The sequence below is a fragment of the Bradyrhizobium cenepequi genome, from assembly GCF_020329485.1.
Classification (GTDB): Bacteria; Pseudomonadota; Alphaproteobacteria; order Rhizobiales; family Xanthobacteraceae; genus Bradyrhizobium; species Bradyrhizobium cenepequi.
Genome location: NZ_JAGKJI010000011.1, coordinates 47,049 through 62,820, shown reverse-complemented (window position 1 = coordinate 62,820; position 15,772 = coordinate 47,049). Strand labels below are relative to the sequence as shown.

10 protein-coding genes are annotated in these 15,772 nt (G+C 60.1%); 6 read left to right on the top strand and 4 right to left on the bottom strand.

All coding sequences use genetic code 11. From position 1 onward, the window contains the following. Positions 1-61 precede the first annotated feature (61 nt). Positions 62-964, top strand: coding sequence for a polyphosphate kinase 2 family protein (locus J6497_RS14785; protein WP_225704997.1), 903 nt, complete (start codon positions 62-64; stop codon positions 962-964). Positions 965-1,028: 64 nt separating this feature from the next. Here the strand turns inward: J6497_RS14785 and gap are convergent, their stop codons facing one another. After that, on the bottom strand, positions 1,029-2,036 hold the full coding sequence (gene gap, locus J6497_RS14780; RefSeq protein ID WP_225704996.1) for a type I glyceraldehyde-3-phosphate dehydrogenase: 1,008 nt from the start codon (positions 2,034-2,036) through the stop codon (positions 1,029-1,031). 407 nt (positions 2,037-2,443) lie between these two features. On the opposite strand from gap, the gene J6497_RS14775 reads away from it, so the two are divergent. Together J6497_RS14775 and J6497_RS14770 are read left to right on the top strand one after the other, a co-directional pair. Beyond that, the gene (locus J6497_RS14775) at positions 2,444-3,955 is read left to right on the top strand and encodes an L-lactate permease (RefSeq protein WP_225704995.1); all 1,512 of its coding nucleotides are present in this window, start codon (positions 2,444-2,446) and stop codon (positions 3,953-3,955) included. A 180-nt stretch (positions 3,956-4,135) separates the two neighbouring features. Further along, positions 4,136-5,146 carry a hydroxyacid dehydrogenase gene (locus tag J6497_RS14770; RefSeq protein ID WP_225704994.1) on the top strand — a complete coding sequence of 337 codons (1,011 nt, stop codon included), beginning with the start codon at positions 4,136-4,138 and terminating at the stop codon, positions 5,144-5,146. Between the two features lie 92 nt (positions 5,147-5,238). Here the strand turns inward: J6497_RS14770 and J6497_RS14765 are convergent, their stop codons facing one another. Together J6497_RS14765 and glk are read right to left on the bottom strand one after the other, a co-directional pair. Beyond that, positions 5,239-8,523, bottom strand: a complete 3,285-nt coding sequence (locus tag J6497_RS14765; RefSeq protein ID WP_225704993.1) for a beta-phosphoglucomutase family hydrolase — start codon at positions 8,521-8,523, stop codon at positions 5,239-5,241. Between the two features lie 543 nt (positions 8,524-9,066). Beyond that, on the bottom strand, positions 9,067-10,011 hold the full coding sequence (gene glk / locus J6497_RS14760) for a glucokinase (RefSeq protein WP_225704992.1): 945 nt from the start codon (positions 10,009-10,011) through the stop codon (positions 9,067-9,069). Between the two features lie 63 nt (positions 10,012-10,074). Between glk and J6497_RS14755 the strand changes: the two genes are divergently transcribed. Together J6497_RS14755 and J6497_RS14750 are read left to right on the top strand one after the other, a co-directional pair. Further along, positions 10,075-11,049, top strand: coding sequence for a 1-phosphofructokinase family hexose kinase (locus J6497_RS14755; RefSeq protein WP_225704991.1), 975 nt, complete (start codon positions 10,075-10,077; stop codon positions 11,047-11,049). A 143-nt stretch (positions 11,050-11,192) separates the two neighbouring features. Further along, positions 11,193-13,913 (top strand): HAD-IC family P-type ATPase, encoded by a 2,721-nt coding sequence (locus J6497_RS14750; protein WP_249793565.1) that lies wholly within the window; start codon positions 11,193-11,195, stop codon positions 13,911-13,913. A gap of 234 nt (positions 13,914-14,147) precedes the next feature. Here the strand turns inward: J6497_RS14750 and J6497_RS14745 are convergent, their stop codons facing one another. Further along, entirely contained in the window at positions 14,148-14,990 is an 843-nt protein-coding gene (locus tag J6497_RS14745; protein WP_225704989.1) for a universal stress protein, read from the bottom strand. A 313-nt stretch (positions 14,991-15,303) separates the two neighbouring features. Between J6497_RS14745 and J6497_RS14740 the strand changes: the two genes are divergently transcribed. Then, complete coding sequence (locus J6497_RS14740) at positions 15,304-15,684, top strand: SHOCT domain-containing protein (protein ID WP_225704988.1); 381 nt, start codon at positions 15,304-15,306, stop codon at positions 15,682-15,684. Positions 15,685-15,772: the final 88 nt, after the last annotated feature.

Genomic DNA, 15,772 nt, shown 5'->3' with positions numbered 1-15,772 from the left:
CCGGGAAGATTATTGCGAATTTTGAGCGTAGACTGGCCCTCTGAAAAAGGGAGGCTGCGCCATGGCCAGACAGGAGATCCTCGATCGCATCCAGAAATATGTTCGGCCGTACTGCATCACCAATGGGAAGGGCTTCCAGCTGAACAATTTCGATCCAGGCGACACAAGTGGCCTGGTGCTCGACAAGGGAGAGGCCTCCGAACTCCTCCAGCGCGGCACTGAGTGGCTCGCGGAGGAACAAGACATGCTGTACGCCCAGGATCGCTGGTCGTTGCTGCTGGTGTTCCAGGCGATGGACGCAGCCGGCAAGGACGGCACGATCAAGCACGTCATGTCGGGAGTGAATCCTCAGGGCTGCCAGGTTTTCTCCTTCAAGCAACCCTCGTCGGAAGACCTCGATCACGACTTTCTTTGGCGTTACTCAAAATGCTTGCCTGAGCGTGGACGGATCGGAATCTTCAATCGGTCCTACTACGAAGAAGTCCTTGTCGTGCGCGTGCACCGTGAAATCTTGTCGCGTCAGAAGCTGCCCGCGCCGCTCGTGGGCGCGCACATCTGGGATCAACGCCTCTCGGACATTGCGCATTTCGAGGACTACCTCACGCGGCAAGGCACGGTCATCCTCAAGTTTTTCCTGCATGTATCGCGCAACGAGCAGAAGAAGCGCTTCATGGAGCGGCTGGACAAGCCGGATAAGCACTGGAAATTCTCACCCTCCGACGTGCACGAGCGCAAGTTCTGGGATGACTATATGTACGCATTCGAGGAAGCCATCCGCGCGACCGCATCGGAACATGCTCCGTGGTACGTCGTGCCGGCCGACAACAAATGGTTCACTCGGCTTTTGGTTGCGGCTGCGATCGTGGAGGCGGTCGAGAAACTCGACCTTACTTACCCGACGATCGATCCGGAGAAGAGAAAGGAGTTGCAAACGATACGCGCGGCCCTGCGCCGCGAGAAATAGGAATGGTCCATATCGCGCAACCTTGTCGGGCGCCTTCGCTCTGCGATCCGTCCTTAGTCTCGGCTCAGATCAGTTTTCCCATCGCCACGGCGGTATCCGCCATGCGGCATGAGAATCCCCACTCGTTATCATACCACGACATCACGCGCACCAGCGTGCCGTCCATGACCTTCGTCTGATCCATGTGGAACACGGAGCTGTGCGGATCATGGTTGAAGTCGACGGAAACATTGGGATCGTTGGTATAGCCAAGGATGCCCTTGAGCTGCTGGTCGGCAGCGCGCTTGATCGCGGCGTTCACCTCGTCCTTCGAGGTCGCCCTCTTGGCGACGAACTTGAAATCGACCACTGAAACATTCGGCACTGGGACACGAATGGCGACACCGTCAAGCTTCCCGTTCAGTTCCGGTAGCACGAGGCCGACCGCCTTTGCCGCGCCTGTTGAGGTCGGGATCATCGACATCGCCGCAGCTCGCCCGCGGTACAAGTCTCTGTGCAATGTATCCAGCGTCGGCTGATCCCCGGTATAGGCGTGGATCGTTGTCATGAAGCCCTTTTCGATCCCGATCGCATCGTTGAGCACCTTGGCGACCGGCGCCAGGCAGTTGGTCGTGCACGAGGCGGCGGAGACGACCTTGTGCTCCTTCGACAGCCCGTCGTGATTGACGCCATAGACCACCGTAATGTCGGCGCCGTCGGCCGGCGCCGAGACAAGGACGGCCTTTGCCCCCGCTGTGAGATGAGCGGAAGCTTTGCCTTTCGAGTTGAAGACGCCCGTGCATTCGAGCGCAATGTCAACGCCTAGGTCCTTCCAGGGCAAACCTGAGGGATCCTTGATCGCGGTCACCTTGACTTTGCCGTTGCCAACGCTGATGGCGTCCCCTTCAACATTTACTTGGCCCGGGAAGCGGCCGTGCACGGAATCGTATCGCAGAAGGTGCGCGTTGGTCTCCACGGCCCCGAGGTCATTGACCGCGACGACCTCGATATCCTTGCGGCCATCCTCGATGATGGCGCGGAGAATGTTGCGGCCGATGCGGCCGAATCCGTTGATGGCGACGCGAACGGTCATTTTCGGCTCCTTTCTTGGCACTACGCCCGACACTGTTTCGTTTCGTGACAAGCACGATGATAGTTTTGACGATTTAGACAGCAGGCATCGGTCGTGCGGCCGGCCCTATGCGATTGCCTGCCTCCTTTGGATCCGGACAGTTGGCCCTGTGGCATGATGGAACTCGCCTTAAGCGTGTGTGCCCGCCGCATGATTTCTGGCGCTTCAAGGTCGATCATTGGGTCGTCAAAGCGATACCTTCGGGTCAGCGAAGATTGGCGCCTGTCTGCGGCCCTACTGCAGGCTATCCGAGACAATGACTTGGATAAAAACCATACTAGGGCGACCTTGGAGTATAATTGGCATTTAATCGGGCTCGCGATTGATGGTTCCTTGCGGCAAACCAAATCAAATGCACGGAAAGCGGAATGGCAGCCTTAGTCTCGACCGCCCCACTCGCCCTGATCGTTCTCCTCATGGCCGTATTGCGGTGGTCGGCCGCCAGCGCGGGACTGGTCGGACTCGTGGCGACCGCGGCTGTTGCGATTGGATTCTTTGGCTTCGGAACGAGTATCTACGCTGAGCACGGCATTACTGGAGCGCTCATCGGAACCGGTGCGGAGGCAGTTTTCTCGGCCGTCGACATCCTGTGGATCATCCTGCCGGCCTTGTCGCTCTATGAGCTTCAGCAGCGCTCGGGCGCGATCGATATAATCCGGACGGGACTAACGAGTTTGTCGTCGGACAAGACCCTGCTTGCCCTCATCATCGCTTGGTTCTTTGCGCCATTCATGGAAGGAGCGGCGGGGTTCGGTACACCTATCGCCCTGGCTGCGCCTCTCCTGGTCAGCCTCGGGTTCACACCCGTCGTGGCGGTCGCTTTACCGCTCATTGGTCATGTCACGGGCACTTCTTTCGGCGCGCTCGGCACTCCAATCTTCGCGCAGACCGACGTGTCCGGCATTAGCGGCAACAGCATCGCGCCGCCAACGGCTTTGCTGCAAGCGGGCCTCGCGCCACTACTGGTGCTTTCGATAGTGTTCATCGCGAGCCAAGGGCGATTGCAGGCAAAATATGCTGCATGGGCCCTCCTCGCCGCCATCTGTTTCCTGCTGCCTTACCTGGTGTTGGCCGCGTGGGTCGGACCAGAGCTGCCGACGATCGGCGGAGCGCTCGCCGGCGGATTGGCATTTGCGTTCGTCCTCAGACGGATGCATGCGCAGCAGTCTCAAACTCTGGACGCGAGATCGCTCGTGATCGCTGGTTTGCCGTACGCTGTGCTGGTCGGCTTGATTCTTGTGACGCGCCTCGTTCCGCAGATCCGCGATGCACTCCGGCAGGTTGTGCTCGAATGGGGGTTGCCTGGACCATTCGGCGGCCGTGTCGAGCCCCTCTATCATCCCGGGACCATGCTGCTCGCAGGGTTTCTGTTCGGCGGGCTCTTGCAGGGGTGCAAGGTTGCCGATCTGGCCGGTGCTGTCACCGCTGCCGTTCGTCGGCTGGTTTCCGTCGCCATTGCCTTGTTCGCGATGCTCGCCATCGCCCGGCTGATGGTCCATGCCGGCATGATAGAGGCGCTGGCGGCGACGGCCACAGGGATTGGTCAGGCGTGGCCGCTGCTTGCTCCTTCAGTTGGGGCAATCGGCTCCTTCATCACAGGCTCCACAACCGTCTCCAACATCCTCCTGACGGATCTTCAGCAGGCGGCGGCCACCAAGCTCGGCTTGCCGATGCTTGCGTTGATCGCCGCTCAAGGACTAGGGGCCGCCATCGGCAATTGTGCGGCGCTGCACAACATCATCACGGGCGCTGCAACAGTCGGCCTGCAAGGACGTGAAGGCGACATTCTGAGGAAGACGGGGCCAGTTTGTCTTGGATATCTTGCGCTCGGCGGCGTTCTGGCGCTGATGCTCGCTCGATGGTTCCCTTTTGGAAGTTGAGCGAGGACCGGAGTGTACACCGTACGCCTTGATCGGGAGCGTAAAGTGTCTCAGCAGCATTGTTCTCTCAGGGAGCCAGCGGCTGGACTGGTTCTCTCTATCAATGTAAGGTTGCAGATGGATTGGACCGTGTAAGCTCATCCGAGTTGTGAACCCGTGCTCAGACCCGGGGAGGCCACCATGAACATTGCTGTGTTCGAGACCGAGGAATGGGAGCGACAAGCCTTCCTGCGCCTTGAGCCAAACCATCGCGTGCGCTGCGTTGCGGAGCCGCTGGACCAACGGAACGCGGCTGACTTCTCCGAGGCTGAGGTCGCCAGCCCATTCATCAACTCGCGGTTTGACGCATCGGCCCTCTCACAATTCCCAAGGCTAAAACTGATAGCAACGCGATCGACCGGATACGATCACATCGATCTCAACTACTGCGCCACGCACGCCATCACTGTGTCGAACGTGCCTGACTATGGCGATTCCACCGTTGCCGAGCACGTTTTCGCTTTGCTGCTAGCCGTTGCGCGCAACCTCGTGGAGTCGGTGGAGCGGACGCGACGCGGGCGGTTCACGCAGACCGGGCTGCGCGGCTTTGAGCTCCGCGACGCGGTAATCGGCGTAGTCGGCACCGGCCGGATTGGGCTGCGCGTGATCGAAATCGCACGCGGCTTCGGCATGAATGTTCTTGCTTACGATCTTCAGCCGGACGAGGCGGCCGCTACGCGGCTCAAGTTTGCCTACGCGAGCCTCGACAAGCTGTTGTCCGATTCCGACATCGTTACGCTGCACGTTCCCGCAACGTCTGGCACCCACCACATGCTCTCGGATCGAGAGTTCTCCCGCATGAAGCCGGGTTCAATCCTGATCAATACGGCACGCGGCCACATCGTTGATGTTGAAGCGTTGGTGCGGGCGCTGGCTGATAGTAGGCTGCGCGGCGCCGGCCTCGACGTCCTGCCGCAGGAGCCGTTGATCCGCGAAGAAGCAGCGATCTTCCACCAGGGGGCGACCAGGGATGCCGCGGATTTCAAGGCGCTCGTCGCAAACCATGTGTTGTTGCGCTTTCCCAACGTGGTCGTTACACCGCATAATGCCTACAACACCGAGGCGGCACTGCAGCGGATCATCGCGACGACGCTTGACAATATCGAGGCGTTTGTGCGCGGGACGCCGCAGAACGTGGTATCCGCGCATTGAACTTCGCGCTGGAGGTGACTTCACCCTTCAACTTTCGAGACCATCGTTGCTTGCGGCGCGCAAGACCTGCTGCGCAGCGAGTCCTCGTGTGATTACGACGCACGGTCAAGCGGCACGCTGGTTCTGTCGCCCGGGTGTAGAACGATATGCCGTTCGTCGACCGCGATGGAGATTGCGTCCGCCCCACTTGGATCGCTTGCCAGCGTCAGCGCATCATGAGTTATGTCCACGCTAAGCGAGTGCCGGCGATAGCGGAGCCGAAATGCAAGGCGGCGCAGTTCGTTCGGCAGTGCCGGATGAAAATGTAGTTCTTCGCCGCGCAGCTCCAGCCCGGTGAAGCAGCGTTGCAACAGGTCGATCGTGCCGGCCATGGCGCCGAGATGGATGCCTTCGCGCGTGGTCCCCCCTTGAACATCGCTGATGTCGCTTTGCAGAGCCTCCGTGAAGAGCGACCAGGAGCGCTGCCGGCAGGAGCGCGCCAATACCCAGGCATGCGCGAGAGCGCTCAAGGTGGAGCCATGCGAGCTGCGCCGCAGATAGTAGTCGATGGTTTTTGGGATCGCGCCAGGATCGAAAGTGTAGCCAATGCGGTTGAAGAGTTCCGCCAGTTCTTCTGCGGAAAACAGATAGAACAGCATCAGGACGTCGGCCTGCTTGGAGAGTTTGTAGCGATTGGGGGTGTCGCCCTCCGCATCAAGAATGAGATCCAGGCGCATGATGTTTGGGTATTTGCGTCGATAGGCGCCCCAGTCAAACTCCTGCAGCGCCTCGTAACCCTCAAACTGGCTGAGAATGCCGTCGTCATGGAAGGGCAGGTAAAGCTTGCGGCTGACATGTTCCCAAACTGCGAGTTCCTCCTGCTCGATCCGCAAGTGCTGACACAGTTCGTGACAGCGCTCCTTCGGCAAGAGTTCAAAGAGGTTGAGCGCGCGAGCGATGCACCAGACGGCCATGACGTTGGTGTACGCGTTATTGTCCAGGCCTGGCGTTTCCCGATCCGGATAGCCGTCATGAAATTCGTCCGGACCCATCACCCCGCGAATGTCATAGCGGCCGCGTGCTTCGTTCCAATGCGCAATACTGGCCCAGAAGCGGGCAATCTCGAACATCAGCTCGGCGCCGAAGGAGTAAAGGAACTCGGCATCGCCGGTGGCTTGATAGTACTGCCAAACATTATAGGCGACGGCCGCGCCGATGTGGCGCTGAAGATGCGTGTCGTCCTTGATCCAGCTGCAGGAGCGCGGGTTGAAGTACATGACGTCGGTTTCTTCGCGCCCGTCGCTGCCGCTCTGCCACGGGTACATCGCGCCGCGGAAGCCGGCTTGCCGGGCCGCCCAGCGCGCCTCATCGAGACGCCGGTAGCGGTAGAGAAGCAAGGCGCGGGCGAGGATTGGCAGGTGCAGGTTCAGCAATGGGAAGATGAACAGTTCGTCCCAGAAGATGTGGCCGCGATACCCCTCGCCATGCCAGCCACGCGCCGGGATGCCGGCGTCCAGCTCCATGCTGTGGCTTGAAGCTGTCTGGAGCAGATGGAAGAGGTGCAGGCGCACCGCCAGATGCGTCTCATCCGCTTCGTCGCTCGCGATATCGAGCAGATCAAGGTCACAGCGCTCCCACAAGTATCCCCAGACACGTTCATGGGTTTGCAGAAGTGCATCAAAGCTGTCGGCCCGTGCGATGGCGGTGCGCGCGGCGGTTTCCGGATCGGCAATGGCGCGGTCCCTGGAGGCATAAAGCGCGACGATCTTCTCGATCTCGATGCTGGCGCCCGGCACGACATCAAGGACGATGTCATAGCCGACACGCGCCGCTTCCTCAATCGGGCGTTTGTCCACCGCGGCATCAAGTCCGCGCGCGCTTACGTCCAGCCGCGCAGCCTGTGCGATCCGCAGTTGCGACTGCGTCGTCTCCACTTGAAGCAGCATGGAGCAAGGTGCGATGGCGGCAGCTTCGCAGACGCGCAGATTCTTGCTTTCAAATGCTTTGTATCTCGGCACGCCGGTATTGGCGACGTCGCCGTCCAGCATGGCGCGTATCGTGAGCCGACCGGACCAATTCTGCGAGGTGACGGTGACATGTTGGCCTGCGAGGTGCTTGCTATCCATGTGCACGAAGCGGCGCTCGGCGAGGCTGGTTTCCCGCCCCCGCGGGTCGCGTATCCGCAAAGTCCGCAAGTACAGACCGCGGCGCATATCGAGCGTTTGCTGATACTCAAGGATTTCGACGCGGCGCAGGTCAAGCCATTCTCCGTCGTCGATCCGGAAGGTCAGTGGCAGCCAGTTGGGGAGGTTGACCAGGTCCTCGTTCTCGATCGGACGGCCATCGATCAGCGTCGTGAGCCGATTGTAGCCGCCGGCAAGATACGTGCCGGGATAATACAAGTCATCAGCGCGCGCCTCAGCGGCGGCTCCGCGAGTCACGAAGTACCCGTTGCCCACAGCGAACAGAGTTTCGCGACGGCCCTCCAGATCAGGATCGAAACCCTCATGGGCAAACAGCCAAGGGTCGGGCCTAACACGGGCCGCGGGATGGCGGGTCTCGGTCCCTGGTTGCGCGATGAATGGATCGAGCCGATGCACGTCGGGCTTGGCGGTGGCGGTGAATCGTCCCGGCGTCAGCCCATCCTCCAATTCCAAATCGATCTGGTTGAGGTCGGCGACGACGATATCGGCACCGGCGTTCTCCAACTCCGCCCCATGGCCGGTCCGGTCGATGCCGATGACGAGGCCGAAACCACCGGCTCGTCCCGCCGTCACACCGGCAATCGCGTCCTCAATCACGACGGTGCGCTCGGGCGACGTCCCGAGGCGCTGCGCCGCCGCAAGAAAGGTGTCCGGCGCCGGCTTACCTGGCAGCCCCAAGGTCGCGGCATCACGTCCATCGATGCGGGCGTCGAACAGATGATCGAGCCGCGCAGTTTGCAGGATCTCCTGGCAATTGCGGCTCGCCGAAACCACCGCTGTCTTCAGGCCGAGCGCGCGCAGACGCCGGATCAGGGCCACCGTGGACGGATAAACGTCTACCCCTTTGCCGCGCATCTTCTCTAGAAACAGTCCGTCCTTTCGCCCGGCGAGGCCCTGGATGGTTTCGACCTCTGGACCATCGCGCTCGTCACCTTCCGCTACGTCCACGCCGCGCGCGGCCATAAAGGCGCGAATAGCTTCTTCGCGCGGACGCCCGTCGATGTACCTGCGATAGTCCTCGAGCGTAAATGGCGCAAAGGCAAGGCCCGTGCGGCGGGTGCACCCTTCGAAAAAGACATCGAAGGTTTGCTTCCAAGCCTGGAAATGGATGCCCGCGGTATCTGTAACCACGCCATCGAGATCGAACGCAACGGCATCAAATTGGGACGGAACAAGACCGGCTTTGCGAGACATGGCTCGGCTCACGGAGCGGTCGTCATCACAGCTACGAAAGCACAATGCGACCCTCGAGCTGACCTACCCCTCTCTCCGCGAAGAACGACGGTCGCCTTCATTGTTCCTGCCATGACCGTTCTCCTGCTTCCGAACGAAACAAGGCACATCTGACGCACGGCCAGCCCACGGACGAGCGTGCGCGACCATGAAACAAGACGCGTCCGCGCCGCGAATAGATTCAAAGAAAGACCTCGCCTTCAAGGCACCCGGATGACGCGCCTGAGGGCGGCCTTCACCAACGGAGCGCAGCCGTGTCCGTTGCGTTCGGTTGGCGCAAGGTATCACACGCTCGCTCAAGTTGCGACTCGAACATCTTCCGACCATCACTTCCAGTCTGGCCGTTCTTCGCGAGTCCGTTTCCGAGGCACGCGGCATCAATTGCGTGACCAGATGGGCCACGACGGACTCCCCGAAGCTGAGCGAGCGGGAGTGGCCGGCATTTAGCCGTGGCGCGGGGGCCGAAGCGCGCGACGATCGCCGACCGGCGCTTTCGGGCTTTGCTCAAGAGGATCTGCCCGGTTCCACATACATCGCCGCGCCCAGGAGAGCTGCGTGAGGACGCAAAATCTGGTCGATCGGGATGTCCTCCAAATATGATTGGAGTCGTCCCTTTGCGACGAATGCCTGGATCAGATTCGTCACATCCAACAGCGGCCGCAGCCCGCGGCACAGTCCGCCGGTGATGAAGACCCCGCCGCCGGTCAGAAGTGTGAGAGCCAGATTGCCGGCCGTAGAGCCGAGGATGGATGAAAAGATCCCTATCGCCTCGCTGCAGATGGGGCAGGAGCCCGCCGCCGCGCGCGCTGATACGTCTCTTGGATCGTGCACGTCGATGGTCTGCCCGTTCAACTTGGCTAAAGTTGTCGCAATCGCCAACAGCCCTGGTCCGGACAGCAACCGTTCAACCGGCACGTGCCCATACTGGCTCTGCAGGTGCGTCAGGATCTCCGCTTGAACGCGATCAATCGGGGCAAATGCGGCATGTCCTGCCTCACTGGGGATTCCGACAAGCTTACCTGCATTGTTCAGAAGAAAGGCGACACCCAGGCCGGTTCCGGGGCCGATCACGAGGGCAGGTCGTCCTGCGTCGCGAGTTCCCGATTTCAGCGAGCCGATCTCAGCGGGCTGTAGTGCAGCAACAGATAATGCGTGCGCAACGAGATCATTGATGACGATCAGCCTGCTCAAGCCGAGCCGCTGGCGAACATCGTCAATCGAGAATCGCCAAGGGCTGTTACTAAATGCCACCTGATCGCCCAGGATGGGGCCCGCCACAGCGAGCACCGCCTCCTCCAGCGTCGGGACGCCAGACACATAGTCCTCCACTGCCTCGACAAGGCCGGGATAGTGGGCGACTGGCAGCTTGCGCGCATTGAATGGCTGCGCACCAGGCTCCGCAATCGCAAACCTTGCATTGGTGCCGCCAATGTCTCCGACCAGCCGCATGGCGTTCATCCTCTAAGGATGATAATATCCAAATTTCTATTTCCAGGCGAGAAGGCTTGCAACATGATACAGCAGCCGGAGATAGCTTCAAAGCCGATCGTTACACTGACGCTCAGCCCAACCATTGATCTCGCGTTCCAGTCGAACGAGATCAGACCGATCCGTAAGAACCGTGCAGTACAACAGCGCACCGACGCAGGGGGTGGCGGCATAAATGTCGCGCGCGTGCTGAAGGAACTGGGCGCTGAAGCCTACGCCATTTACCTGGCTGGCGGCGCGACTGGACGCGTCCTAAATGAACTTGTCGCGAAATTGGACGTGCCGGCAAAATGCATCGATATAGCTGGCGGCACACGCATCAGCTTCACGGTCTTCGAAGAGATTTCGGGACTGGAATATCGTTTCGTAAGCGAGGGCTGTGCACTTGTCGAAGCAGAATGGCAATCGGCCCTATCGCACCTTAAGGAATGCGACGCAGACTACATCGTCGCGAGCGGTAGCCTGCCGCCCGGCGTTCCCATCGATTTTTACGCCCGCCTGGCCGGCATTGTGCGGAGCAATGGCGCACGCTTGATTCTTGATACCTCCGGGCCTGCGCTCCAAGCGGCGATATCGGCAGGAGGCATTTATCTCGCCAAGCCCAGTGTTGGTGAGTTCGAGACGTTGACGCACCGAAAGTTCGAATCCGCCGGGGAACTTGTCGATGCCGCGACGTCTTTGGTTGCCGCTGGCTCCGTCGAAAACCTTGCTGTGACCATGGGACGTGACGGCGCATTGCTCGCAACGCGCTCAGGTACGTTGCGGCTACGAGGCCCTAAGGTGAAGCCTGTGAGCGCAGTGGGGGCGGGCGATAGTTTTGTAGCGGGCATGACCTTCGCGCTCGCACGCCGAGAAAGTGCCGAGGATGCATTCATGCTTGGCATGGCCGCCGGTGCCGCTGCCGTCCTGACTCATGGCAACCAATTGTGCCGTCGAGAAGATGTCGAGCGTCTCCATGCGGAAGTCATGGCCGAGCGTGCGTCCATACAGCCGACCTAGCGCGCTGGCGACGTAGCCTCGACCTCGCAGTCGCTCCGCACTGAGCTTCCCGGATATCCGGGATGAACACAGACCAATCGGAGACAACAATGGGCGCAGCGGTAGAACCGACTCGGACTAGTGGCGTCACAGCTTGGCATGCGATGTCCGCCAACGACGTTGTGAAGTCGCTTGCCACCGACTGCGAGAAAGGGCTTGATCCGGCCGAAGCAGCGAGGCGGCTGCAGGCGCATGGACCGAACCGGCTGCCGAAGGGCAAGAAGCGTGGGCCGCTCATGCGGTTCTTGTCCCAGTTCAATAACGTCTTGATCTACGTTCTGTTGGGTGCCGGCTTCACGAAGCTTATGCTCAATCTCTGGGTCGACGCGTCGATCATCTTCGGCGTCGTCATCCTCAATGCGCTGCTCGGGTTCATACAAGAGGGCAAAGCCGAAAAAGCGCTGGACGCTATCCGGAACATGTTGTCCGCCGAAGCGCGAACTTTGCGCGGCGGAGAGACGCGCATGATTCCCGCGGAACAGTTGGTTCCCGGAGATATGGTGCTGCTCGAATCTGGCGACAAGATCCCTGCGGACGTACGGCTTGCCGAGGCGAAGAATCTGCGGACCGAGGAGGCAGCCCTAACCGGCGAGTCCGTGCCAGCTGATAAGAGCACAGACGCGGCTCCCGCTAATTCCACAGTCGGCGATCGGGAATGCATGGCGTTCTCTGGAACTATGGTCGTGTCCGGGCGTGCGGCCGGCGTCGTCGTCGCGACGGGCAGCGAGACCGAGCTTGGGCGCATCAACGCCCTACTCACGAACGTCAGCGCGCTCGAGACGCCACTGCTGCGCCAGATCAAGAAGTTCGGCTATGTCATCACCGCGGTCGTCGGAGCCGTTGGCGTGGTGGTGTTCGCCTACGGCAAGTGGGTGACGCACATGGATTTCGTCGAGCTATTCCAGGCCGTGGTCGGCATCGCCGTCTCCGTGATTCCAGAGGGCCTGCCGGCAATCATCACAATCACGCTCGCGATCGGCGTTCAACGCATGGCCGAGCGCAATGCCATCATCCGGCGGCTGCCGGCGGTGGAGACACTGGGGTCGGTATCGCGCATCTGCTCGGACAAGACCGGCACCCTGACGCGCATGGAAATGATGGTGATGTCCGCCGTCACCGCTGACGCGATGTATCAGGTCACCGGTAACGGTTATGCCCCGGAGGGCGAAGTCAACAGGGACGGAAAGCCCGCGGGCAAAGAACCGGTGCTCACGCTCATGGGGCGTGCCTCCATGCTGTGCAACGATGCAGAGCTGCGTCAGAAGGAAGGCAGTTGGAAGGTGGAGGGTGACCCGACCGAGGGGGCGCTCTATCCGTTCGCAATCAAGCTCGGCTTGGACCGGCGGGCCGAGCAGACCGCGTCTCCGCGGATCGACGCCATCCCGTTCGAATCCGAGCATAAGTTCATGGCGACGCTTCACAGGTCTGCCGACGGAAGGGAGTGCCTGTTTGTCAAAGGCGCGCCCGAAGTCATCCTCGAGCACTGCGATCGACATCAGACCGTCAGCGGTCAGCCGGCGCCGCTCGATCCCGCGCCCTTCTTGAAGGCTGCCGACATGCTTGCGGGTCAGGGCGAGCGTGTGCTGGCGCTCGCTTGGCTGGAGAACCCAGGCCTGCGGACGGGAAGCCTCGTTCCCACCGACCTGCCGAAGGACCTTGTGCTGCTCGGCTTGATCGGTCTTCTGGATCCGCCACGCAAAGAGGCGATCGAGGCTGTCAAGGAATGCCACGGCGGTGGCGTTCGCGTCACCATGATCACGGGCGATCACAAGATCACCGCCGCTGCGATTGCCAAAATGCTCGGCATTGGCGACGGCAAGACCGCGATCAGCGGCGCGGAGATCGAGGAGATGAACGAGGCCGCATTGCGGGAAAAGGTGCGCAATGTCGACGTGTTCGCGCGCGCGAGCCCCGAACACAAGCTCCGCCTCGTGAAGGCAATACAGGCCAACAAACAGATCGTCGCCATGACAGGCGACGGTGTGAACGATGCACCCGCGCTGAAGAAGGCCGATATCGGCGTTGCGATGGGGATCAAGGGCACCGAAGTCACCAAAGAGGCGGCGGGAATGATCCTGGCCGACGACAACTTTGCCTCGATTACCGCGGCTGTAAAGGAGGGCCGTACTGTCTACAATAATATCGAAAAGGCCATCCTGTTCATGCTGCCGACCAACGTGGCCCAAGGACTTGTCATCATGGTCGCAATCTTTTTTCACTTCACAATGCCTATCACCGCCCCGCAGGTCCTCTGGGTCAACATGGTAACGTCGGTCGCGCTAGGATTGGTGATCTCGTTCGAGCCACACGAGCTCGACGTCATGAACCGGCCGCCACGCACGGTGGATCGTCCGATCTTGACCGGCTTTGGATTCTGGCGCGTGTTGTTCGTCGGCGTGGCATTGGTTGCGACGACCCTGTGGGCGTTTTTCTGGATGAAAGCGCAAGGGGCCTCGGACGAACTCGCCCGGACGGTCGCGGTCAACATGATCACGATCGGCCAGGTGTTCTATCTCCTGAACAGCCGCTACCTGCTGGACAGTTCGTTGTCCCTCACCGCGCATCTCGGCAATAAATACCTGCCGCTCGGAATTGCCGCAGTCGTGATCCTCCAGTTGATTTTCACCTATGCGCCGCCATTGCAAGCCATGTTCGGCAACGAAGCCATTCCGATCTCGGTTTGGCCCTGGCTCCTGGTGGCCGGACTAGCATTCTTTCTCGTTGTGGAGGCCGAGAAGCTCATCATCCGTTCGTCGGCCTGGTTGCGCAGGGCGGTGACTGCGGTGGAAGCTGGGGCACAGCTTCGCCAGGTGACTTCCGCGTGAGGAAAGCACCGCCACGCACGCACCGTCGCGTGGATCTGTTCGTCGGCTGACGTCTGTTGCCATGAAGGGTCATCGCGGCGACGGTGACTCAAGAATCTCGATCTGCCTTTCTCATCGTGGGAGTCAGCCAAAACTAGAGCATGATCCGGAAAAGTGGAGGCCGGTTTTCCGAAAAGATTATGCTCAAACAAAGAGGTGAGATCATGATCCGATTCTGTCCAATCGGATCATGATCTAGTGCGACAGGAGTACAGGAATTTCGATTCTCGCCTCAAAGATATCTCGTGTTGCACTACCGAGCATTAGCGCGCGCTCGAATCCATGTGCGAATGCGCCCATCACGATTAGATCCGCGCCAGCGTGCCGTGCGCAGGCCAGAAGGGTCGTTCCGATGTTCAGAGTCTCACGGCGGATCGCGCTGAATTTCGCATCAACCTCCCACCGTGTGAGATAGCGGCAGAGTGCGTGTCCAGAATGAGGTGTCGAAAACAGCTTGTCGTCAATTACCGATACGACGAGTACCTCACGCGACTTGACGAGAAGCGGCAAGGCATCATGCACCGCGCGAACCGCCGAGCGTGTTCCGTCCCACGCAACGACAATGCGGTTGTTTGCGACTAGAGCTGTGTTCGGCGGCACGAACACAATTGGCCGACCACCCCCAAACAGAGCTGCTTCGACGAGCTCTTTGCGAGGCGAATCGAGTGATCCGCGTACGTCGAGAATCAGCATGTCGTGCATCTGGGTGAAATGGATTATGCGTTCGCGAAGCGAGATGGACTGGTTTTCGCTCTGTAGAATGTCACAAGGTATGTTTGCATCTGTCGCCGCCGACTGAACGAGTTCCGCCGTTCGCGCCACCCGTTCACTTGATAATGTTGACTTGCTGGCAGTCGTCGTCCCGACCTGCCGGATATCGGGTTGAGGCGCCAAATCACCGAGGTCGGATTCAATATCTGCAATCAATGCAGATAGATGCGCACCGTACGTGCGAGCGAGATCGATGGCGTAATGCCCTCCGCGCGAAAGGTTATCTCTACATACCGCAGGAGAAAGAAAAACGAGTATGTCCTTCATGGTCCACCCCGTGCAGCTTAAAATGCCGAATAGTCGTCCTCAGGCCGGATCGCCGATCGGCGGAGAAGCTTATCATCCCCCATTCAGAGCGGTCGGCTCGCGGGCCAAGCGAATTAACTTGTGTGACGGCTAGACGTTCCAGACGGAAACCTGCACCACGCGCGGGACGTCCATCTGAGCGTGCCCCCGGGGCCGTAGCAAGGGCCTCGGGGGCGCCATACAACCCAACGGTGTACGATCCGGCATAATAATGCTAGTAGTAACCAACAAAATGCGGCGCAAAAGTCGGCGAACAAGTAGCAAGGAGGGTGTCATGCTCTTCGAGGGAGGCTTCACTTTTTCAAACTTTCTGATCGACGTGCTGACGATATTCGCGTTCGTCGTGTGGTTCTGGTTGGCCATCACAATCTTTTCGGACCTCTTTAGACGTTATGATATTTCAGGGTGGGCCAAGGCCATTTGGGTGATCGTCGTGATACTGACCCCGTATCTTGGTGTCATCATTTATCTGATCACTCAGGGGCGAGGCATGACCGAGCGCAATGCGCAACAAGCGCAGGCGGCTCGTGAAGAATTGCGGCGTGTGGTCGGATTCAGTGTCGCCGACGAGCTCGGAAAGCTTGATCAGCTCAAGACGGCGGGATCGATCACTGATGACGAATTCGCGCGCCTTCGCGCGAGGTTGGTTCAGTAGCGGAGGTCTGTCCTCGGCGCGTTCACCGCAAGAGGCAGCTCTTCTAGATGACGTCGCCTCCAAGGCGTGCGTGATCGCCTGAACGGAA

Excerpts from the sequence above, each read along its gene's own strand:
- J6497_RS14785 (WP_225704997.1), top strand. The coding sequence starts at position 62 with ATGGCCAGACAGGAGATCCTCGATCGCATCCAGAAATATGTTCGGCCG.
- gap (WP_225704996.1), bottom strand. The coding sequence starts at position 2,036 with ATGACCGTTCGCGTCGCCATCAACGGATTCGGCCGCATCGGCCGCAAC.
- J6497_RS14775 (WP_225704995.1), top strand. The coding sequence starts at position 2,444 with ATGGCAGCCTTAGTCTCGACCGCCCCACTCGCCCTGATCGTTCTCCTC.
- J6497_RS14770 (WP_225704994.1), top strand. The coding sequence starts at position 4,136 with ATGAACATTGCTGTGTTCGAGACCGAGGAATGGGAGCGACAAGCCTTC.
- J6497_RS14765 (WP_225704993.1), bottom strand. The coding sequence starts at position 8,523 with ATGTCTCGCAAAGCCGGTCTTGTTCCGTCCCAATTTGATGCCGTTGCG.
- glk (WP_225704992.1), bottom strand. The coding sequence starts at position 10,011 with ATGCGGCTGGTCGGAGACATTGGCGGCACCAATGCAAGGTTTGCGATT.
- J6497_RS14755 (WP_225704991.1), top strand. The coding sequence starts at position 10,075 with ATGATACAGCAGCCGGAGATAGCTTCAAAGCCGATCGTTACACTGACG.
- J6497_RS14750 (WP_249793565.1), top strand. The coding sequence starts at position 11,193 with ATGTCCGCCAACGACGTTGTGAAGTCGCTTGCCACCGACTGCGAGAAA.
- J6497_RS14745 (WP_225704989.1), bottom strand. The coding sequence starts at position 14,990 with ATGAAGGACATACTCGTTTTTCTTTCTCCTGCGGTATGTAGAGATAAC.
- J6497_RS14740 (WP_225704988.1), top strand. The coding sequence starts at position 15,304 with ATGCTCTTCGAGGGAGGCTTCACTTTTTCAAACTTTCTGATCGACGTG.